The sequence below is a fragment of the Lacticaseibacillus styriensis genome (genome assembly GCF_030770295.1).
Taxonomy (GTDB): domain Bacteria; phylum Bacillota; class Bacilli; order Lactobacillales; family Lactobacillaceae; genus Lacticaseibacillus; species Lacticaseibacillus casei.
Genome location: NZ_CP132483.1, coordinates 1,454,309 through 1,475,694, shown reverse-complemented (window position 1 = coordinate 1,475,694; position 21,386 = coordinate 1,454,309). Strand labels below are relative to the sequence as shown.

The 21,386-nt window shown below is 49.1% G+C and carries 22 protein-coding genes; 16 read left to right on the top strand and 6 right to left on the bottom strand.

Annotation, left to right across the window (positions count from 1 at the left end; genetic code table 11):
- The first annotated feature begins 169 nt into the window (after nt 1–169).
- The 12 genes from LACSTY_RS07090 (at nt 170) to LACSTY_RS07035 (ending at nt 9,709) form a co-directional block, all read left to right on the top strand.
- On the top strand, nt 170–1,318 hold the full coding sequence (locus tag LACSTY_RS07090; protein WP_087912156.1) for an ATP phosphoribosyltransferase regulatory subunit: 1,149 nt from the start codon (nt 170–172) through the stop codon (nt 1,316–1,318).
- On the top strand, nt 1,315–1,944 hold the full coding sequence (gene hisG, locus LACSTY_RS07085; protein WP_087912155.1) for an ATP phosphoribosyltransferase: 630 nt from the start codon (nt 1,315–1,317) through the stop codon (nt 1,942–1,944). The genes LACSTY_RS07090 and hisG overlap by 4 nt, the downstream gene beginning before the upstream one ends.
- 1 nt (nt 1,945) lies before the next feature.
- Nucleotides 1,946–3,226: a histidinol dehydrogenase gene (gene hisD, locus LACSTY_RS07080; RefSeq protein ID WP_087912154.1), complete on the top strand. Its 1,281-nt coding sequence runs from the start codon at nt 1,946–1,948 to the stop codon at nt 3,224–3,226.
- Between the two features lie 41 nt (nt 3,227–3,267).
- Nucleotides 3,268–3,852, top strand: a complete 585-nt coding sequence (hisB, locus tag LACSTY_RS07075) for an imidazoleglycerol-phosphate dehydratase HisB (protein ID WP_087912153.1) — start codon at nt 3,268–3,270, stop codon at nt 3,850–3,852.
- A complete protein-coding gene (gene hisH / locus LACSTY_RS07070) occupies nt 3,852–4,478 on the top strand; it encodes an imidazole glycerol phosphate synthase subunit HisH (RefSeq protein WP_087912152.1) in 627 nt (208 codons plus the stop codon). Before hisB ends, hisH begins: the two co-directional genes overlap by 1 nt.
- A complete protein-coding gene (gene hisA / locus LACSTY_RS07065) occupies nt 4,456–5,205 on the top strand; it encodes a 1-(5-phosphoribosyl)-5-[(5-phosphoribosylamino)methylideneamino]imidazole-4-carboxamide isomerase (protein WP_087912151.1) in 750 nt (249 codons plus the stop codon). Before hisH ends, hisA begins: the two co-directional genes overlap by 23 nt.
- Entirely contained in the window at nt 5,174–5,932 is a 759-nt protein-coding gene (hisF, locus tag LACSTY_RS07060) for an imidazole glycerol phosphate synthase subunit HisF (protein ID WP_087912150.1), read from the top strand. Before hisA ends, hisF begins: the two co-directional genes overlap by 32 nt.
- Nucleotides 5,929–6,252 carry a phosphoribosyl-AMP cyclohydrolase gene (gene hisI, locus LACSTY_RS07055; protein WP_087912149.1) on the top strand — a complete coding sequence of 108 codons (324 nt, stop codon included), beginning with the start codon at nt 5,929–5,931 and terminating at the stop codon, nt 6,250–6,252. The genes hisF and hisI overlap by 4 nt, the downstream gene beginning before the upstream one ends.
- Nucleotides 6,253–6,258: 6 nt before the next feature.
- Nucleotides 6,259–6,591: a phosphoribosyl-ATP diphosphatase gene (hisE, locus tag LACSTY_RS07050; protein WP_087912148.1), complete on the top strand. Its 333-nt coding sequence runs from the start codon at nt 6,259–6,261 to the stop codon at nt 6,589–6,591.
- Between the two features lie 203 nt (nt 6,592–6,794).
- Entirely contained in the window at nt 6,795–7,883 is a 1,089-nt protein-coding gene (hisC, locus tag LACSTY_RS07045; protein WP_087912147.1) for a histidinol-phosphate transaminase, read from the top strand.
- A 146-nt stretch (nt 7,884–8,029) separates the two neighbouring features.
- On the top strand, nt 8,030–8,827 hold the full coding sequence (locus LACSTY_RS07040) for a fumarylacetoacetate hydrolase family protein (RefSeq protein ID WP_087912146.1): 798 nt from the start codon (nt 8,030–8,032) through the stop codon (nt 8,825–8,827).
- A 246-nt stretch (nt 8,828–9,073) separates the two neighbouring features.
- Complete coding sequence (locus LACSTY_RS07035) at nt 9,074–9,709, top strand: nitroreductase family protein (RefSeq protein ID WP_087912145.1); 636 nt, start codon at nt 9,074–9,076, stop codon at nt 9,707–9,709.
- Between the two features lie 181 nt (nt 9,710–9,890).
- Here LACSTY_RS07035 and LACSTY_RS07030 read toward each other — a convergent pair whose 3' ends face one another.
- The gene (locus LACSTY_RS07030; protein ID WP_087912144.1) at nt 9,891–11,093 is read right to left on the bottom strand and encodes an MFS transporter; all 1,203 of its coding nucleotides are present in this window, start codon (nt 11,091–11,093) and stop codon (nt 9,891–9,893) included.
- 97 nt (nt 11,094–11,190) lie between these two features.
- On the opposite strand from LACSTY_RS07030, the gene LACSTY_RS07025 reads away from it, so the two are divergent.
- From LACSTY_RS07025 to LACSTY_RS07010, 4 genes are all read left to right on the top strand, one after another.
- A complete protein-coding gene (locus tag LACSTY_RS07025; RefSeq protein WP_010488338.1) occupies nt 11,191–11,886 on the top strand; it encodes a response regulator transcription factor in 696 nt (231 codons plus the stop codon).
- Complete coding sequence (locus tag LACSTY_RS07020) at nt 11,879–12,838, top strand: sensor histidine kinase (RefSeq protein ID WP_087912143.1); 960 nt, start codon at nt 11,879–11,881, stop codon at nt 12,836–12,838. Before LACSTY_RS07025 ends, LACSTY_RS07020 begins: the two co-directional genes overlap by 8 nt.
- A 93-nt stretch (nt 12,839–12,931) precedes the next feature.
- Nucleotides 12,932–13,702 carry an ABC transporter ATP-binding protein gene (locus LACSTY_RS07015; protein WP_087912142.1) on the top strand — a complete coding sequence of 257 codons (771 nt, stop codon included), beginning with the start codon at nt 12,932–12,934 and terminating at the stop codon, nt 13,700–13,702.
- Nucleotides 13,699–15,684: an FtsX-like permease family protein gene (locus LACSTY_RS07010; protein ID WP_087912141.1), complete on the top strand. Its 1,986-nt coding sequence runs from the start codon at nt 13,699–13,701 to the stop codon at nt 15,682–15,684. The genes LACSTY_RS07015 and LACSTY_RS07010 overlap by 4 nt, the downstream gene beginning before the upstream one ends.
- Before the next feature lie 117 nt (nt 15,685–15,801).
- On the opposite strand, the gene LACSTY_RS07005 is transcribed toward LACSTY_RS07010, so the two are convergent.
- The 5 genes from LACSTY_RS07005 to pflA form a co-directional block, all read right to left on the bottom strand.
- Complete coding sequence (locus tag LACSTY_RS07005; RefSeq protein WP_087912140.1) at nt 15,802–16,155, bottom strand: hypothetical protein; 354 nt, start codon at nt 16,153–16,155, stop codon at nt 15,802–15,804.
- A gap of 104 nt (nt 16,156–16,259) precedes the next feature.
- Nucleotides 16,260–17,381 (bottom strand): tyrosine recombinase XerS, encoded by a 1,122-nt coding sequence (gene xerS, locus LACSTY_RS07000; RefSeq protein WP_087912139.1) that lies wholly within the window; start codon nt 17,379–17,381, stop codon nt 16,260–16,262.
- 1,052 nt (nt 17,382–18,433) lie between these two features.
- The gene (locus tag LACSTY_RS06995) at nt 18,434–19,366 is read right to left on the bottom strand and encodes a manganese-dependent inorganic pyrophosphatase (RefSeq protein WP_087912138.1); all 933 of its coding nucleotides are present in this window, start codon (nt 19,364–19,366) and stop codon (nt 18,434–18,436) included.
- A gap of 28 nt (nt 19,367–19,394) precedes the next feature.
- Entirely contained in the window at nt 19,395–20,363 is a 969-nt protein-coding gene (locus LACSTY_RS06990) for a LysR family transcriptional regulator (protein ID WP_010488353.1), read from the bottom strand.
- Nucleotides 20,364–20,483: 120 nt separating this feature from the next.
- Entirely contained in the window at nt 20,484–21,335 is an 852-nt protein-coding gene (pflA, locus tag LACSTY_RS06985; protein WP_087912136.1) for a pyruvate formate-lyase-activating protein, read from the bottom strand.
- Between the last annotated feature and the right edge of the window lie 51 nt (nt 21,336–21,386).

Below are 21,386 nucleotides of genomic sequence, written 5' to 3'. Positions count from 1 at the left end.
GGCCCGGGTTTAGGCCATCGCGTCCGAGGTCCTTACACGCAGACTCCTGCGCCGGGGAGCGCGTTATAGAAAGCGAAAATTCAACCAGACTAATCGCCCACAATAGAAAGATCACCACCCCAAACAACTTCACACCAGAAAAAACCGCACCAACGAAAGGAGCACCGTCATGTCAAATCGCCATTTGCCTGTTGGTACCCGCGACGAATTCGGGCCGCGCGCTATCCGTAAAGAAAACCTAATTCAAATCATGAGCCGCCATTTTATCGATGCCGGATTCGATCGGGTCAAAACGCCCTTGTTGGAATATCGCGATGTTTTCCAGCCGCTGACCGTCACGGGTGAACAACCTTATCAGATGCTCGATGACGCAGGGGAGACAGTTGTGATGCGACCGGATTTGACATTGCCATTGGCGCGCTTATTGAGCACTACCAATATTCAGCCGCCGGTTCACTGGTGGTATGTCGGTGATATTTTCCGCGTTAGAAAAAGTCTGAGCGGTACTTACAATCAAATCACCCAAGCAGGCATTGAGTTGATCGGTTACGCGTCTTTGAAAGCCGAATGGGCGTGTTTAAGCGAAGCCATCCGCATTTGTGATGACTTGCAGGTTGCCGATTTAACGCTGGAGCTTTCCGATGCGCGCTTTGTTCCGCAAATTCTGCAGGCTTTAGCGCTGGATCCCGAGACCAAGCAGACACTGCAGAAAGCCTTTTTCACGAAGAATCTTAGTGCCTACGAACGACTGATCGAACCACTTGCCGACAATGCGCTATACCTATTCTTAAAACAGTGGCCTTGGTTATTCGGCCCGGCTGCCAATGTTTTCGAACAATTAAGGCAATTATTGCCACCGGCATTTGTAAGCGATCAGGTAGCACGTCTGCAGACGACCGTCGATTTCTTAAAGGAGCAGTTTCCGAACCTTAACGTCACACTGGATTTAACCAGTCAGCCACCGCAATCGTATTATACCGGCATTTTCTTCCACGCTTACGTCCCTAATCGGCGCGAATATCTGTTTAGCGGCGGGCGCTACGACCGGCTCATGGCCAGCTTTCAACGCGATCTGCTGCCGGCAGTCGGATTGGCATTTGATGTTGATGCCTTAACGGACACCGTTCAGGAACCAACCGCATCATCGCAGACCTTTGTTTATAGCTTACCTTCCCAGTGGCAGGAAGCAGCAGCGGTTGTCGCCACAACGCCCAATGCCCGGCTTTGCCTAGTCGATTCGCTTGCTGAAGCCCGGGCATTGGCAAAAAACCGCCATGCCCGCTTAATTGATCTTTCCCCCAAGGAGGCCACACTATGACGTTAACCATTGCATTGGCAAAAGGCAGGACAACTGAACAGGTGCTGCCACTACTCAGCGCTGCCGGTATTGACTGTACGCCGCTCCAGGAAAAAAGCCGGCGCTTGCTCTTTACCGATGATCCGGATTTTCATTTTGTCCTTGTCAAAGCGCCTGATGTCTTGACTTACTTGAACCGCGGCACCGTGGATATCGGCATTGTCGGTTCGGATATCCTCGAGGAACAAGGTCATCAACAGTTTGACCTGTTGGATCTTAGAACCGGTCGTTGCCGCTTCATTCTCGCATCAACCCCTGACTTTGACCCATATCAGACAAGTCGCAAACGAATCGCCACCAAATATCCGCACATCGCCCAGCGCTATTTTCAGACACAAGGCGAAGACGTTGAGATGATTAAAATCGAAGGGTCGGTTGAGCTGGCACCACTGACCGGCATGGCTGATGCGATTGTCGACATCACTGAAACCGGGACGACCTTACGCGAAAATCATTTGAAGGTTTTTGCCACACTAACGCCAGTGTCCACCCATCTTGTGGTGAATCGGCTGGCGCTCAAGCAAAAGAAATTTGCCATTTACCAACTCATCCAAGCACTGAAACGGGTTCGTCCCCAGGAGGTTTAACATGAAAATTCTTACCGGCACTTTAACCCAACTTCAAAAACAAGTCGCTGCTCGCGAACAAAACCTAACACAAAATACGGCGGTTCAAACAACCGTACAGGAAATTCTGGCTAACGTGAAAGCAAAAGGAGACGCTGCTTTGCGGAACTACAGCATGCAACTTGATCACGTCTCAATCGATGACCTGCGCGTTCCGCAAGCAACAATTGATGCTGCCTTGGCAAACTTATCGCCGAAATTATTAACAGCGTTGAACTTGGCCAAGACCAACATCACAAGTTACCACCAGTTAGAAATCAGCCATGGCTTTATCGATAGTCCGTCCGCAGGCATCATACGCGGCCAAAAAGTGACGCCGCTTGACGCAGTTGGCTTATACGTTCCCGGAGGTACCGCTGCTTATCCGTCAACGATTCTCATGACGGCGATCCCGGCCAAGCTTGCGGGCGTCAAGAAAATCGTCATGGTGACACCACCACAAAAAGAAGGACTCAATCCGGTGGTTTTGGCCGCTGCCAAATTGGCTGGTATTGACGAAATTTACCAGATCGGTGGCGCCCAGGCGATCGGGGCTTTGGCTTTTGGTACGGAAACCATCCCACGCGTCGACAAAATTATGGGGCCAGGAAATCAATATGTCGCGGAAGCCAAAAAACAAGTCTTCGGAGCGGTTGCCATCGATATGATTGCCGGTCCATCGGAAATCGGGATTATTGCCGACGATTCGGCCGATCCTGTGCGTGTAGCCGCCGATCTCTTATCGCAAGCAGAACATGACCCCAACGCCCGGGCAATGCTCGTTACACCTAGTGAAAAGTTGGCTGAGGCCGTCAGTGATCAAGTCGAAATTCAGTTAGCAACGTTGCCACGAGCGGCCATTGCCCGCACTGCGATCAGGAATCAGGGCTTTATCGCTGTTGTTAACGACACGGATGCCGCATTTACCCTCATAAATACGATTGCGCCGGAACACTTAGAGATCCAATTGCCTGATCCGATCACTTACTTAAATCAGATCCAGCATGCTGGCTCGGTATTCCTTGGCGAAAATGCTGCAGAACCGGTAGGCGATTATGTGGCCGGCCCGAACCACGTCTTGCCAACTGCCGGATCGGCGCGATTTTTCTCACCTTTAGGCGTTTATGATTTTGTGAAACGAACCCAATTTATTCAGTACAGTTCCGAAGCGCTGGCGCGACAAGCTGATGCGATCGTGACGTTGGCGCGAACCGAGGGACTAGACGGTCATGCTGAAGCCATTTTGAAACGGACAGCCCGATAAATGTTTGTCAACGCATCACTTAACGACAAGGAGGTTTTTCCATGCGTACAGCCACGATCACCCGAACAACCAAAGAAACCCAAATTACGATCAGTCTCGACCTTGATCAGCAAAGCGGTATTGCCATCGATACGGGCATAGGGTTTTTTGACCATATGCTAGAGGCGTTTGCCAAGCATGGCCGCTTTGGTCTGACAATCAAAGCCCAAGGCGACCTAGATGTTGACCCGCATCACACGATTGAAGATACCGGTATCGTCTTAGGCAGTTGTTTCAAGCAAGCGCTCGGTGACAAAGCGGGTATTGAACGTTTTGGCAGCGCCTTTGTTCCCATGGACGAAACACTGGCCCGTGTTGTCGTTGATCTTTCCGGTCGCGCCTACCTGGTGTTTGACGCCGAGTTAACCAACCAACGACTGGGCGGCTTTGACACGGAAGTCACCGAAGATTTTTTTCAGGCAATTGCCTTTGCTGGCGAGTTTAACTTGCATGCGGCTGTTTTATACGGACGCAATACCCACCATAAAATTGAAGCCTTGTTCAAAGCGCTTGGTTGCAGCATGCAAGCGGCCGTTGCCGAGAATCCGGCTGTCAAGGGGATTCCTTCAACTAAAGGAGTGATTTGATGATCGTCATCGTGGACTATGACACCGGCAACACGCTTAACGTCAAAAAAGCGCTCGACTATTTGGCGATTGACAATCAGCTTTCCGCCGATCCTGCCATTATCATGGCAGCAAGCGGTCTGATTTTGCCAGGGGTGGGCGCCTTCAAAACGGCCATGAACGCCTTGCAGCAAAGACATCTCATCTCGGTGATCCAGGCTTTTGCTGCAACCGGTAAGCCATTACTCGGAATCTGTTTAGGCATGCAGCTCTTGTTTGATCGCAGTGATGAGTTTGGCGAAACGCAAGGCCTGGGACTTATCCCCGGACAGGTCGTCGCGATTCCGACAAAAGGGGGTATCACGATCCCACACATGGGCTGGAACACCAACACGCTGACCCAAGACGATCCGTTTGCGGCAGGATTTGCCAATCAAGCGACCTATTTCGTGCATTCTTATTACGTCCAGACCAAAAGCGCGTATACACTTGCCACAACCGATTACGGACAACCACTGACCAGTATCGTTCGGCGCCAAAATATTCTCGGCACCCAATTTCACCCAGAAAAAAGCGGCGCGATTGGCCTTGCCGGTTTGCAGCGTTTTAAGGAGATGACCGACCATGCAACTTTATCCAGCCATTGATTTATTAGCCGGCAAAAGCGTCCGCTTAACGCAAGGCGATTACCAACGCGTCAGTTTAAGCGCAGACCCGCTGGACCAGGTGGCACGGTTAAATGCTGCGGGTTTAACCCGTCTGCACTTGGTTGATTTAGACGGCGCCCGTGCCCAACAACCGATTAATCAAGCTGCCATCAAGACCATTCGCCAACACACCTCGGCGTTTATCGAACTTGGCGGCGGTATTCGCAATCTGGCAACGATGAATGAATATCTGACAGCCGGTATTGATCGCCTTGTCCTCGGTTCCGTTGCCATTACGGATCCTGAAATGGTTGAGCAGGCGATTGCGCAATTTGGTTCACGGCGAATTGTTGTCGGCATTGACGTTCGCTCTGGTAAAGTCGCCACAAACGGCTGGCTGACCACAACTCGGCAAAACGGCGTGGACGTGATGCAAACGATGCAGACAGCCGGGGTGCACACGGTGATCGTGACCGATATCGGCCGGGATGGCACGATGCAAGGGCCAAACGTTGACTTACTAAGGACGCTTCAACACACCATCCCTGAGATCAACATTGTAGCCAGTGGTGGTGTTCGGACGCTGGCTGACTTAACCGCCTTACGCACAGCCGGCATTCACGCCGCCATTATCGGAAAAGCGTGGCAAACCGGCGCCATTGATCTAAACAAACTCAAAGAATTGGAGGATGACGATGCTGACCAAACGAATTATTCCATGCCTTGATGTCGATCAGGGACGGGTTAAAAAAGGCGTTCATTTCATCCAGCTCAAAGATGTTGGCGACCCGGTTGCCATCGCCAAAGCTTATGAAGCCCAAGGAGCCGATGAACTTGTCTTTCTGGACATCACTGCCACGACTGACGCCCGCCAAACCATGACCCAAACAGTGGCCGCAGTGGCAGCGCAGGTTTTCATGCCGCTCACGGTGGGCGGGGGGATTCGCTCAGTTGCCGATATGCACGACTTGTTGCGCGCCGGAGCTGACAAGATTGCTTTAAACTCGGCTGCTGTGAAGCAGCCGAAACTTATCACGGCCGGTGCCGAGACATTCGGCAGTCAGGCGGTAGTGGTCGCCATTGACACCCGGTGGCAACCTGAACGCCAACGCTACCAGGTCACGATTAATGGTGGCCGCACGCCGGTGGATCTCGATGCAATTAGGTGGGCCAAACAGGCAGTCGCCGCCGGAGCAGGTGAGCTGTTGGTCACGTCAATGGACGCTGACGGCACGCAGAAAGGCTTCGACTTAGCTTTGTATCGCCAATTAAGTGCCGCGGTGACAGTTCCCATTGTCGCAAGCGGCGGTGCAGGTTCCGCCGAAGATTTCGTTGACTTGTTCAAAGAGACCGCCGTTTCGGCCGGCCTCGCCGCGTCCATTTTCCATTTTGGTCAATTAACCATCCCCGAAGTTAAAACGGTTTTAAAACAAGCAAAGGTGGTGGTTCGATGATCGCACTTGATTTTAAAAAGGGCTCAGGTTTGATCACGACAGTTATTCAAGATGCTCAAACTCAACAGGTTTTGATGGTGGCGTACATGAATGCCGAAAGTTTTGAAAAAACCTTGGCAACCGGTGAAACCTGGTTTTGGTCGCGCAGTCGCCAGATGTTGTGGCACAAAGGTGAAACTAGCGGCAACATCCAAAAAGTCCAATCAATCGCCGTTGACTGCGATGCGGACACGTTGCTGATATCGGTTCTACCCGCAGGTCCCGCCTGTCACACCGGGCACACGAGTTGTTTTTATCGCACTTATGCAAGAAAGGAATGATCAGCCATGACAGCTGCCAAACAAAGTATCACCGAACTATATGACCTCATCAAAGACCGCCAAACCCAGCCGATTCCCGGTTCCTATACGGATTATCTCTTCACCAAGGGACTGGACAAGATTCTAAAAAAAGTCGGCGAGGAAAGCACCGAGGTCATTGTCGCTGCCAAAAATCCTGATGACGCCGCCTTTGTCCTCGAAGTCGCCGATCTGACTTATCATATTCTAGTGCTGATGGTTGAACGCGGTATCACCCTTGATCAGATCGAAGAAGAATTGGCGAGTCGCGCAGGGAAAATGAGTCGTCTGAAGGAACGCAGCAGCATCAATAAATATTGATGGTTGAATAGCCAGCGGTTGTCACACATTTAACGCCGCTCGCTCACGCTCACTATAACGCGCTCCCCGGCGCAGAAGTCTATGTGTAAGGACCTTGGTCGAATGGCCTAAGCCCGGGCCATCACGCCCAAGCCCACTTACACTCCGACTTCTAACCGCGCCGGCTCACGCTCACTTTTTTTGCACACGAGGAGGAAAAGAACATGCTTAAACACACCGTTGAGCATTTACAACCTTACATCCCAGAAAAACCACTGACCGATTTAAAAAAAGAGCTGGGGTTAACCAGCCTGGTCCGAATGTCGGCAAACGAAAATCCTTTTGGTACCAGTCCTGAAGTGAAACAGGCGGTAGCTAGCTGGAACTTTGCGCAAAGTCGTGATTATCCGGACGGTAACGCGAGTCAGTTGCGCATGGCGGTGGCTAACCAACTTCATGTTGCGAGTGAGCAGCTTGTGTTTGGTAACGGTCTTGACGAAGTGATTGCCTTAATTGCCCGAACCTTTTTGGAGCCGGGGGATGAAGTTGTCGAGCCTTGGCCGACGTTTTCCGAATACCGGTTACATGCCGAAATTGAAGGCGCCAAGGTGGTGGATGTCCCGGTTCAACCCGAAACCGGCAACTTCGATCTAGCCGCGGTGGTGCAGGCCATCACACCACGAACAAAGCTGATATGGTTATGTAACCCGAACAATCCCACAGGCACACTGCTGTCACTGACGGCATTAACCCGGTTCATGCGCCAAGTACCGGAAGATGTACTGGTTCTGGTAGACGAAGCTTATATCGAATTCACCGACGACTATCCCGCCACAAGTGCAATCGGCCTGCTGACGCAATTCGATAATCTGGTTGTCTTACGCACTTTTTCCAAAATCTACGGGCTGGCCAATTTTCGCGTTGGTTTTGGGATTTTTCCGAAGCAGCTGGTCGCCTATCTTCAGTCGGTACGCTTGCCTTATAATCTCAGTACCATCGCACAATTGAGCGCCCAGGCTGCGTTGGCTGATCAGGCATTTGTTCAGACAACACGAAGCCGCGTTCGGCAGGCACGTCGCAGCTGGGAAACTTTTTTGACAGATAGCGCGTTGCCGCATTATCTCAGCCAAACGAACTTTCAATTTTTTCAGGCACCACAAAATCAAGCGCAAGCCCTCAAGCAGGAATTGCTTCAGCACGGCTTTCTTGTTCGTGATGGACTCATGCCTGGCTGGTTGAGAGTCACTTTTGGAACCGGAAGCCAAAATCAAGCCGTTCAGCAAGTTATTCAGGCGTTTCAGGCGAATCTCTGATGAGCGTATACCAAGATCGTGTCTTAGTTCATCGCCTCGCGTCACCTAAGATTAACTCATCTATCACGGCTAATGCATTTGGCACCACGATTTTTCAGAAGTAAACTGAAGACGTACCTTAATACTTCTGAAAGGAAGTTTTTCAAGTGAAAATTGCCAACATTGGCGGTCAGCCGCATCTGATCACGTCAGCATCGACTGCACAACCGATTACGAATGCGCCGGAAGTTTTGACTGCCTTAACGCAGCCGGCATCATTAACGCTCGGGCCGACTTTTCAATTTACCGCTGACCAGCTGGAAGCACCCATCACGACTAGCCAGCAGATTTTTGCGATCGGGATGAACTTTTTGGATCACTCGGAAGAAATTCACATCAAGTTGCCAACGGTTCCAAGTGTTTTTACCAAATTCAGTAGCTCATTGGCCAAGCCGACTGCCACGGTGCGCATGCATGGGCCCAAAACCGACTGGGAAACCGAGTTAGTCGTGGTGATCGGGCTTGGTGGCCGCAATATTCCTGAAGGCGAGGCGATGCGCCATGTTGCCGGCTGGATGGTCGGCGAAGATTTAAGCGATCGGGCGGTTCAGTTTGCGAATGCGGAACCGCAATTTTCTTTGGCAAAGTCGTTTCAAAACTATTCACCCATCGGTCCGTGGGTCACATCACCTGACGAAATCGCCAATCTGGATAGGCTACAAATCACAACAACGGTCAATGGTCAGGTGATGCAGCAGGCAAGTCTGGACCAACTGATCTTTAAAGTACCCACGTTAATCCATTATCTTAGTGGGATTGTGGCACTGCAGCCCGGCGATCTCATCTTCACCGGAACGCCGAGTGGTACAGGTGTTGGCCGCGATCCGCAAGTCTTTTTGAAGCCTGGCGATCAATTGACAGCGGCGATTACAGAATTAGGTGCATTACAGTTGACGATGGCATAGCAGACTAATGATGGCGCTTTCATTTTTCTTATAAGGCCTATACCATTTTTAAATATCACTAGGAAAACGCCAACATTTAGCGTATCCTGAAGATGTTCAAAAATATTAACGCGTTCCCCGGCGCAGAAGTCTGCGTGTAAGGACCTTGGTCGCAATGGCCTAAGCCCGGGCCATCACACCCAAGGCCACTTACACTCCGACTTCTAAGCGCGCCGGCTTACGCTCACATTCTAAGAGGTGAATTTGATGTTGGAAAACAATAACTTTGATGAAGTCGTCATGAAACGCCACACTGCACGCGAATTTGATCCGGAAATTACTATCAGCAAAGGCGAATTGCTACAGATGATTACTTATGCGACAAAGGCGCCGAGCGCATTAAATATGCAACCGACCCGTTTTGTCGTGGCCCAAAGTAACGCAGCAAAAGAAAAAATCGCCAGCGTGGCTGGAACTAATGCACCGGAAATTTTGTCCGCATCCGCGGTTGTGCTTGTCGGTGGTGAACTGGATTTAGGGCCATTTGAAGCAGAACTGTTCAAGCGAGCAGCGGCAGCAGGCTTGCTGACCGACCGCGCCGTTGAGCATCAAAAACCCATGATCGAGAATCTGGTAGCATCTTTCCAAACCGACAAACAGGCGTTACGTGAATTCATCATTCAAAACAGCAGTCTGGCCGCTATGTCCTTCATGTTGGCTGCGCGCGCCTATGGCTATGAAACCGGCGCTATGACTGGTTTTGATCACGAGAAGATCTTACCGGCACTCGATCTTGATCCTGAGCATTTCATGCCAACGCTGCTTATTGCTGTGGGTAAGCCAAAGAATGCGCCGGACTCACTTTATCGGATCCCAGCAAGTAAAGTCACCTTTTTTAAATAAACATATTGCTCGCAAACGTCTGCTGGTGGGTCATGATGACTGACCACTGGCGTTTTTTACCAGCAGCTCTTCAGCGATTTTAAACTTGAATAGAAAAACGCCTCATCACACATGAAGTGCCGCTGTCCGGCCCGTCGTGATGAGGCATTTTTGAATACATCGTGATCAGCAGTAGGCATCGCTACCAACTCAATTTTTTTAACCGCTGCCAGAACCAGTATGCAACGCCAATTAATAGTAGCCCGGTGACGATGAAAATCCATCCGATCGGCACCCAATCTGCCAATGGTCCATATGCCAACATCGCCAGCGGATAGATACCGGTCGATAGGATTGCCCATAACGAAAAGACGCGCCCTAACTTATCTGCTGGTACATTCTCCTGCAGATAAATCGTCTGGCCGGCTTGAATCAACGGATAAAAAATACCGGAAATAAACATGAAGAACAGATAAGTGATGAACGGCTGTTTCAGCCCCATTTCCGCAAACGCAATACCGCTGCCGGCAAAGCCAATGGCGATGAGGCCAAGCTGGTCGCGAAACTTTTTGTGGCGGGCAATAAACAGGCCCCCTAAGCCAGCACCGATCGTCCACGACCATTCGTTGAACGTCAAATGCCAGACTTCCGAGCCAAATGTCCGATTCACATACAACGTTGATAGTTGCGAGGATGGCGCAATTAAAATAAAGGCCGCGCCGGTAAACAACATGAACGCCAACAGCAACGGTGTATTCCCCACGTAACGCAGGCCGGCCGAGATCCCATTTTGCCGTTTGCTGGCCCGATCCCGGCGCGCAGTTGGCGTCGGTACATGAACCACCCCTAGGCAAAGTACCGCTAACGCCGCAGTCAAGGCATCAATGACGAATATCCAGAAGATTCCCAGATCGCTGAGAATATAGCCCGCCAATAATGGTGACATCACCAGCATTGCCGCCATCAAAATTTGATTGTAGCCATTGACCCGCGTAATTTGTTTAGCCGGCACCAGCTGCGGCAATAAGGCATTGGCCGCCGGATTTTCCAGTCCGTTGCCAAAGCTGCGGATCACGGCAATCACCAGCAACAGCCATAGTTCCTGGGTCACAAAAGCAAACACGTAGGCAACAACGAGGGTCAAAACCGTGACCGCAACGGCAGAGAGAACAATCAGCCATTTTCGGTTATACCGATCAGCCAAAACGCCAGCGGATAAGGAGATTAAAATCGCCGGTAACGAGGTAGCCAATGACACATACGTCATCCACGCGCCTGAAGACGTTTTTAAGGCAATGTCCCAAAGCACCGCAAAAAAGACGGTTGACGTACCGAAAACAAATAAATTTTGACTCAACAGAAAGGCCGCAGTTTGTCCTTGCCAGCCGATTTTTGATTGTCCCAACTTAAACACCTGAAATCAGTTAAAATAGAAACTGACTTTAGTGTAAATCAAAAGATCAAAAAAACCCACGAATCACCACGAAGGGAGCGCAATGAGCATGCCCCAAAAAATTTTTATTGTTGAAGACGATGATGTGATCGCTAAAACGATCGCTAATTACCTGAATCGCTGGGCGTTCACGGTCAGCCTGGTTAAAAAGTTTGACCAAGTCGATGAAGAGATTCGCGCCGCTGCACCGGATCTTGTGATTATGGACATCAGTCTGCCATATTTTAACGGCTTTCACTGGCTGAGCGAACTACGCAAGCACAGCAACGTACCGGTTATTTTTCTGACGAGTTCCGGCGATGATATGAACCTCGTGATGGCCATGAACCTGGGTGCTGACGACTTTTTGGCCAAACCGATCGAATTGCCGGTTTTGTTGGCGAAGATTCAGGGGATGCTGCGGCGGACTTATCAGTATCAGCAAACCGAAACCAATTTAACCCACGACGATTTCACACTGGTGCCAACCGATAATCAGCTTCGCTCACCAGCAGGCGTGCTTGATATCACGCCCACTGAGACTAAGTTATTGAGCCTTTTGTTTAGTGCCAATGGCGAAGTTGTGACCCGCGAAGCCATGATCGAAAAATTGTGGGAAGGCGACGAGTTTATCGACCGCAATGCATTGGCCGTGAATATGAATCGGCTGCGCAAGAAAGTCGCACCGGTTGGCCTGGCGCAACTGATTGAGACGGTCAAAGGTAAAGGTTATCGGTTGGCCAGCAAGGAGGCCGGCCATGATTAAGGCTTATTACCATGCACGCTGGATGGTTTGGTTAAGCCTGCTCACGTTGCTTCTGACCGGTTTATTGGCAAATTGGCTGGTTAATGTCTCAATTGAGGTAATCCTTAACATGTGGCTGTTCGCCCTGATTCCGTTACTCGTGATTGGCGGTTACGATCTGTGGCGTTTCAACCGGGAATGGCAGCAATTACAAGCGGATGTCTCGTTGCTGGACGATACCCAAATCACCGATCCGTTGGGCCGCGCGTATTACCAAAAAATCCAGTCTTTGCAACAAACTGTGCGAAAAAACAGCGACACCTACCGCGATCGCGAGCAGGAAATGTTAGACACCTTGCAGTTGTGGACGCACCAAATCAAAACGCCGCTAACGGCTTTGGATTTGCTACTGCAGGTAGAACCGGTCAATGCAAACGATGCCCGGCTGGAAATCAGCAAAATCAATCGCTATCTGACGGTGATGTTAAACTACCTCAAACTGACAACCCTCAACACCGATCTGGTTTTAACCGAAGTGGCGCTAAAACCACTCGTCAACGAAACCGTTCGCGATCTGGCTAAATTGTTTATTGCCAAGGATTTAACGGTCTCCGTCGAAGCATTGCCAACCGTTGTCAGTGATAGTCAGTGGCTGCGGTTTATTTTTGAACAACTCTTGACGAATGCCATTAAATACACGCCGCGCGGGTCCATCCGGATTTACGCAAAAGGGGATGCCGTTTTTGTCGCCGACACTGGTATCGGTATTCTGCCAGAAGACCTACCGCGGATTTTTGAACAGGGGTATTCCGGCTATAACGGACGCGCTAATCAAAAGGCTAGCGGATTAGGCTTATTCCTTAGCCGTCAGATCGCCGAAAAATTAGGCTTGCGGTTAACGGTGACGTCAAAAGTCGGCGTTGGCAGTACGTTTGCGATTCATTTTCCCCAAACCCGATGGCTGGCAGAGTAAGCCAGCTTACCAGCTTGTAAGCAACCGCAGCCGACTGTAAGTAGTTTTAGGGTGCCATCCCTTTTAAGCTAGTCAGTGAAAGGGGAAGATCGTATGTCAACGTTACTTAAATTAAAAAATGTCGAAAAAACCTATACAAGTCGGGGCGCCCAACCCGTTCAAGCATTGGTTAATATCAGTTTTACAGTCGAATCAAGCGAATTCGTCGCCATTATGGGGGAATCAGGATCCGGTAAAAGTACGCTGCTGAACCTGATTGCGACACTGGATAACCCTACAGGCGGTGAAATCACGCTCAACGGCCAGGATCTGCGCAAAGTCAAAGAAGGGGCGCGCGCCAAATTCCGGCGGGAGCACCTTGGTTTTATTTTTCAGGATTTTGACTTGCTTGATACCTTCAACGTGCAAGACAACATTTTTCTGCCACTGGTTTTGGCAAAAAAGCCGCTGGCGATCATGAAAGAGCGCTTGGCTAAACTCGCACCGCGGTTGGGCATCAGCGACCTCTTACAAAAGTATCCGTACGAGCTCTCCGGCGGCCAGCAGCAACGGGTCGCCGCCGCCCGCGCCATGATCACCGAACCGGAAATTCTGCTGGCCGATGAGCCGACTGGGGCGCTTGATTCCAAAACTTCGAGCGAACTCTTGGACTTGCTGACAGACGTGAATGCCCAGAGTCAGCAAACCATTCTCATGGTGACGCATAGTGCCATTGCTGCCAGCCATAGCAAGCGGGTACTTTTCATCCGGGATGGCCAAATTTTCCATCAACTTTACCGGGGCGAACTTGATCAGCCAGAGTTCCTGACCCGAATCAGCGAGACGATGACGGCGATGCTGACGAAGGAAGGCGAAGGCCAATGAAATTCTATTTCAAACTGGCCGCCACCAACCTCAAAGCAGACCGCCGCTTATTTGTCCCATTTGTCATCACCACCAGCTTCCTAATGGCGATCAATCTGATCATGCTAAATGCCTATGCCAGCAGTGATGTTCTGTTCAGCGAATTTGGCGCTTCGGCTGGCAGATCGCTGTTCATGTTTGGCTCGGTCATTACCGCAATCGTCTCCATCATTTTAGTGATTTATGCCAACAATTTTCTTCGCAAGCAACGCATCCGTCAGCTCGGTTTGTACAACATCATCGGTTTTGGCAAAGGCGAACTCAGCAAAATGATGGCCATCGAAAAATTGCTGCTTCTGTTGGCAACATTGCTATTGGGCGGTGCTTTGGGAACAGTCCTGTCGCGGATTAGCTATCTGACACTGGCCAAGGTGCTGCATGTCAACCACCACCTTGAGTTTGGTCTGAGCCAACAAGCCTTCAGCATTGCCGGCATCATCACAATCGGACTCTTCATCATCTTAATGTTCATCGATGAAATCTGGCTTATTCGCAAGCAGCCAATTGACATTGTTCGCGAACAAAGCGCCGGTGAGCGGGAACCGAAGATTGCGTGGTTCACGCTGATTTTCAGCCTTGTATGTTTAATCGCCGGCTATACACTGGCCGTTGTCATCACCAATCCGCTGGAAGCCATGAGTATGTTTTTCTTTGCGGTCATACTGGTCATCACAGGAACATATGGCTTATTCACGTCGGGTTCGGTTTTTGTCTTAAAATGGCTGCGGCGTCAAAAAAACTATTACTACCAGCCTAAGCATTTCATTAATGTCTCGAATCTGCTTTACCGAATGCAACAAAACGGCGCCGGTTTAGCATCAATTGCCATTTTGGTGACCATGACCCTCATTACGCTGGCCACGACCGCCACGCTTTTCTTTGGTATCAATGAAATCGTTAACGCACAAACGCCAGTCGACTTATCTTACTCCCTTAAAACAAATGATACCGAAGCTGCCAATCGCGTCACCGAGCTGGCCAAAACCCATCACGTCCGTATCCGGTCAATTCGCACGTTTACTGGCCCTTCCAGCACGTTGGCATTGCTTGAAAAAAACCGGTTGAATTCCCAAAGCAGTATCAACGGACCGTTTGGCTTTGACAATGCCCGCAGCGTCCAGTTGATGACCATTGCGAACTATAATCGTTACACTGGACAACACCGTTCGCTGAATGGAAACAATATTCTTATTTACACGTCCAATCATTTCGCTGGCAATACTCTGACAATCGGGAAGCAAACTTACCATGTCGCAACGCGGGTTTCAAGCTTTCCCAATGCACCGAAAACGTTTATTCCCAATCTTTTCGTCGCATTTCCATCTGAAACACAAATGCTCGCGGCATTGCATCATTTGTACCCGAAAAAGACCATGGCCGAGCTTAAAACAGATGTCACCACGAATCAGGATTTAATGTTGAGCGGCAGTCATGCCAACCAAACTAAGCTGTATCAAGATTTAAACAAAAGTGGCATCGCACTTCCTGACACTGTTCAGTCCCGCGCCGTCAATTACGACGATACCGCCAGCATGATGAGCAGCTTTCTGTTCCTCGGCATCGTCTTTGGTGCCACGTTTATCTTGGCAACTTTGCTAATACTTTACTACAAGCAACTGGCAGAAGGTTATGCTGATGAGCGGCGTTACACCATTCTCCAGCGAGTCGGCTTAAGCCTGCGCGAGGTGCGGTCAACCATCAACAGCCAACTGCTCATGCTGTTTTATCTGCCGTTGGTCGTCGCTGCCATCCACGTTGGCTTTGCCTTGCCATTCGTTCAGCGAATCATGATGCTGTTTGGCTTGCCTGATTGGCAATTCTTCCTGACCGTTTCACTCATCACGTTAGCCATTTTTGCCGTGATCTACGTGTTAATGTATCGTCTGACCGGCAATGTTTATTACCGCATCGTTTCCCGCCGCCAACCAACCAGTCGCAGGTAGTTAAGGGGGCTCTGGCGATAGTCCGGTGACCACCAAAACTCTAAAAAAAGTGCCGTTCCTGACCCATCGTTTATTTACAACGATACTGTCAGAAACGGCACTTTTAGTTGTTATGTCTCAAGCCGGCTGCAAGGCTTTAATCTCGGCAATCAGCTTAAGCAAGTTTTGTTCAGCGGTTTGATAATCGGCCATTTTATCGGCGAATTGCTCATCAAAACCGGCAAGGCCGCCTGCCGCAAATGCGTATTCGAATGGACAAACTGCTTCATAGGCAGCCGCAAACCGCTTTAGCAGATCATGATACTGCTCACCGCCAAGCTGCAAAGCCATCTGAATTACCCGGAAATCCGTATAAGCCATTTCGAATTGTACAGCCCAAGCCCGCATGAAATCATGCCGCGCCTGAATATGCAGAAAATGGTGCTCGGTGGTCCAAGCCAGCCGGTTCACTGAATCCTTAACATCCAACACAATGAATCACGCCTTTCTATTTACCCCTATGCTAACTGGCTTCATTATAAGCCTGTCCATGAAAAAACGCCTGAATAACACCCGTCTAGGCTAATTCAGGCGCACTAGTTTTCATGCGGTTGTTGGGTGTGCCGATCCAACGCCTTGGCTGCTGTTTCAGAAACCTCACGCAGCGCGGCTTTTCCACGTTTATCGCTTAGGTTAATGTAAAGATCAGTCGCACTTGTGGTCGTCTGCCCAAGCTGATCGGCCACTTGTTGCACATCCTTGGTCACCGTATAAATATTCGTCCCTAACGTATGCCGCGCTTTATGCGGTGTGGATGGTCGACCATAAGCCGTCGTGTAACGTTTAAAAAAAGCCTCGATCGTATTTTGGCGAATCCGCTTCACCGTTTGACCGACCTGCGTTACAAACAGCGGCGAGGTCGGCTTTTGATAGCCAATAATGGCCGCACGTTGTTGTAAATACGCGGTGAGATAGGGGTCAATCCAGTCCGCAAAATTCACCCGATCCTGAAAATTGCCTTTGCGCACAACCTGCACCGTGTGTCGGTCCATATTCAAATCTTCCAGATTCATATTGACCAACTCACTCACACGCACACCAGACCCAAACAGCAACGCAATAATCGCCAAGTTGCGTTGTTTGGCAGCCTCAAAATACGCGCGTTGTTTCGAAGGCAGTTGATGCGCATAAACCTGATCCAGCCAGTGCAGAAATTTAGCATCTTCACCGTCCACAAACAGCATTTCCTGCAATTTGTGATTGCGATAAGCCGTCGTCTCGGCGTGGGTTTTTAATTTAACCTTATTCCAGACATTGCGGTAAAAGTAAGGCTCACCGTCTTCATGCGGTTCACTTTCCTCGGTCAAAAATCGATAAAGCGCCTTAATGCCCACCAATCGCAAGGCAACACTGCGCCGCGTCATCCGTTTATTTGGATGCGTTTTGGAAGGCCGCTCTAGCAGATAAGCCATAAAAGCCTGCGCATCGCGTAAAGAAAGGTGCTCCAGTGTTTCAAGCGGCACAGATTGCTGGGAAGTGGCGGTCGTCACGCCGCTAGCGATCAGCCAGTCAAGAAACTCCTGATAAAAATGCAGATACTGATAAAGGGTAGAGTCAGCAATCGGAATCGCTTTTTGGCTGTGATAGTAGTCCTGAATGTAGTCAGGCAAAGAGGGCAGCATGACGTGGATTAATTTTGGATAATTCTGAGTCGACAAGCAGCATCACCTCGAACATATGTTTTCTTCTAGATAATGCTAGTATACCTGAAAAAAGAGGCGGATGCCGAGGAAGATGAGCGACTTAACCGCGATTTAACGCAGATCGTCTCGGCAAAATGACGTGAGACTGTATTGAATAAAGTTCTAGCTTTATCCAAAGGTAAACGTCAAAGTCTGGTTAAGGTCGCCAAATCCCGTTAATTCTTAAACGTGTTTATGAACCGAATTTATGTATGAAAACTCGCTCGCACCACCGAACTTTAAAATTCGCAGTCTGCAGCACTGGATGCTGCTTGCTACTGGAAAAATTCAGTTGGTGGTTGTTGTTTGGCTACAATTTTGAACAAGCTTCAGCAATTCATCATGAATCAGCTATCAGCTATCAGCCAAAATATGCGGCCATCACAAAAATGGCAATGATGCAACAATTGATTGATTTTTGCCAGTCTGGGCAAATTTACTGATTATCCGATAAATGTCCGTTTAAGCCAAAACATCTGCATAAAGTTTGCTGATCAGTCATCGTACATAAAGTTTGCGAAAAATTCTTAACCTCGAATCAAACCGCTGCTTTTGTGCCGATCTCGTTGCTGTTAAAAAATTTCCGATATCCACGAGTGGGGGAGTGTACTAGGAAGAATTTACTGCCACGGCAAAATACAGCGAAAATTGCCGTTCCTTGATTCTCCATTCTAGTTTACATAATATATATTATACGAAGTAGTATGTAGGTCGTTGATTTCGCATATTTTCCAGGAAGTTCACTCAAATTACGCAAATCTAGCATTCTCGTGTGCTCATTGAGCCGATCAGTTAACCGCTCGTAAATTTCCGGCACACATACAGTCAATCAAGTCTACACCAAATCTTGGTTCACAAAAATTTGCTAACCACGTTTGATCATCATCGTCAGGACATCTGCTTTCAATCGAACGAGTCACTCAGTTTAGCTTAAGTGCTCTACCATCTTGCCAACTTAAACAACACAAAAAATCGCAGCCAAGGCGTTCAGCTGCGACTTAATTAACTATATTCGTAAAACGGACAGATCAACCTTCAAATACTTTTTGCATCGGTGGCACGACTTGCTTTTTACGTGAAACTACTCCAGGCAATGACAAACGAGCGTTCGCATCAAACTTTTCGTTAAACGCTGCCGCGACTTTATCGCGATCCGCACCAACAGCAAAGCCAGTTGAGTTGCTGTTCAAAATATCCGTTGCGATCAGCAAGAAGTCGTCATAACCTTTGGCCTGTGCTTCCTTGGTCATGGCGTTCAACAGATCGTCCTGACGCGCATAGATGTCATCCAGATCAACGGTATTGACCTGACCGATCCGGATCGACTTGCCGCCCATTGTGAAGCTCTTGGCGTCGCCTTCGATAATATCCATATCAGACTTAGCAGCCAAATTAGTGCCAGCCTTCAGCATGGCTAAGCCGTACGATTGCAAATCAATTCCGGCAATTTTAGCCATTTCAGGAAGAATCTTTTTGTCCTTGTCCGTGGCAGTCGGCGATTTCAGCAACAATGTGTCGGAAATCAACCCCGATGCCATCAAGCCAGCCAATGTTGGCGAGATCGTGTAGCCGTGTTCCTGAAATAGTTCGAAAATCACGGTGTTCGTGCTGCCAACCGGTTCTGCGCGATAGAACAGCGGTGCAGCGGTGTGAAAGTTCGCAATCCGGTGATGATCAACCACTGACGCAATCTGCACGTCCTCGATATCAGCAACACTCTGTTGAAATTCGTTATGGTCCACCAACATCACAGTGTCAGTTTCATTTGCTGCAGTTTTAATGACCCGCGGTGCTTGAACCTTGAAATGATCCAAAACAAACTTGGTCTCGTCATTTGGTTCACCGAGTGCTACTGCTTCAACATCTGTGTTGCCCGCCTGCTTTTGAAACTCGGCCCAGCTCATGGCACTGGTAATCGCATCCGTATCTGGGTTTTGATGTCCAAAAATCAAAGTCGTCATATTAATCGATCGCTCCTCAGCTCAATATTTACCTTTCAATCTTACCACTGTTTTCGCCGACCCGCGACAGATAATCTTTTTCTGCCAGATAGGCGTCAAACGTCTTAAAGAAGTTGGCAATCCGCGGAATATCAGCTTTTTCTTTTCGATAAACGAACGAGGTCTCAAAGCGAATGGCCGGTTCGAATGAAACAGCATGGGCTTTGATTTGATCAGCGTGGGCCGTCACAAAACTCGTCGGCAAGGCAGTATTCACGCCGGTGTGATTAACAAACTGCGTAAGTTGATATGGCGTGGTAAAGTGCGCAACTACATGCGGAAAATCAACCATCTGATTCTTGTAGGCTTCGTGAAGCATCTGCCCCAGGAAATAATCATCCGGATAAGTAACCCATGGTTCAGCAAGCGTATCTTTAAAATGAAGGCGCTTACGGTTTGCCAACGAATCGTCATGATGTAAAAACAGCAATTGCTCATCAAGAATTTTCTTGCTGGCGTATGGTTTCCAGTTCTTGATCGTCTCATCAGGCAGATTCATAATCGCCAAGTCAACCTGATTGTTTTCTAATGCTTCCCAAATTTCGTGACGGGTCATCATCCGCAAAGTGATTTCAACTTCGGGATTCAAATCATAGTAATGCGCAATGAAGGCGTTAAAGGCACTGTCTTCAATCGAACTCAACAAGCCAATGTTAATCTTACCCACAGTTGCGCTGGTACTTTGCTGAATCTCGTCAGTCGTCTGGTTCAGGATCTCATAGATCTCGTGGGTTGCCTTCAACATTGTCTGACCGGCATCCGACAAATGCAGTTTCTTCCCAACAGAGTAGAACAGCGGCGCCCCCACTGTCCGCTCCAGCTTCTTGATTTGCTGCGTTAATGCAGGTTGGGTAATGCCCAACAGCTGAGCGGACTGGGTGTAGTTCATTGTTTCTGCAAGTTGCAGAAAATACGTGAGAGTCTTCGAGGAGAAAATGCGCTCTTGCTTCGTTTTCATGGGCGGCTTCCCTTTCATTTATAAATTTATAATACTGATCATTTATCATCATAAGTGGCATTTTAAAAAAACGCAACAGATTTGCCGCGTTTTTAATCGTTACGTTAAGTTCTAACTAAACTACGCCTTGGTAGCCGGACGCGGACGCCAATTTTGCCAGCCAGTGTAATCTTGGACATGCAACAGATTTTCCGCATTCTTAACCCGATCTGCTGATGGTGGTTCGATGCCTTCCAGTGGATAGGTAATGCCAAGTTCATGGTATTTCTTGACCCCCAGCGTGTGATAAGGAAGGATCTCGACTTTTTGAACCACATTCTTGTCTAAAGTTGCGACGTAGTCCCCTAACCGTTTAAGGTAAGAATCAAAATCGGTACGTTGTGGTACCAACACGTGCCGGATCCACATATCATCACCGTGATCAGACATATATTGAACCATATCCAAAATGTTTTCGTTGGGGAATCCCGTTAATTTCTTGTGCTCAGCGGAATCAATATGCTTAATATCCACCAATGAAATATCCGTGACCGCCATAAGCTTCTCAAACTGACCAAACCACGGCTGATCGCGCGTGAATGGCCCACCCGAAGTATCAAGACAAGTTGAAATACCAAGCTCCTTGGCTTTAGTAAAGAGTTCCAGGATAAAGTCGATTTGCACCAGACTTTCCCCGCCGCTGCAGGTAATCCCGCCTTGTTCGCCCCAGAAAGCCTTATAGCGCTGTGCATCCGCCAAAATCTGATCAGCTGTCATTTCCTCACCGACGCCGATATTCCAAGTATCAGGATTGTGGCAGTATTGACAACGCATGCGACACCCCTGCATGAAGACGACAAAACGAATCCCGGGTCCATCGACTGAGCCGAAGCTTTCGACTGAGTGAACGTAACCCTTAATTGGGCCTTCATGATCCTGCCCGACCTGTTCCAAAATATTTAACGGGCTTTGTGATTGATCGATAAGTTTCATCTATGCCGCCTCCACTGCTAGTATGCTGATAGTTTTCAAACGATTTTCATT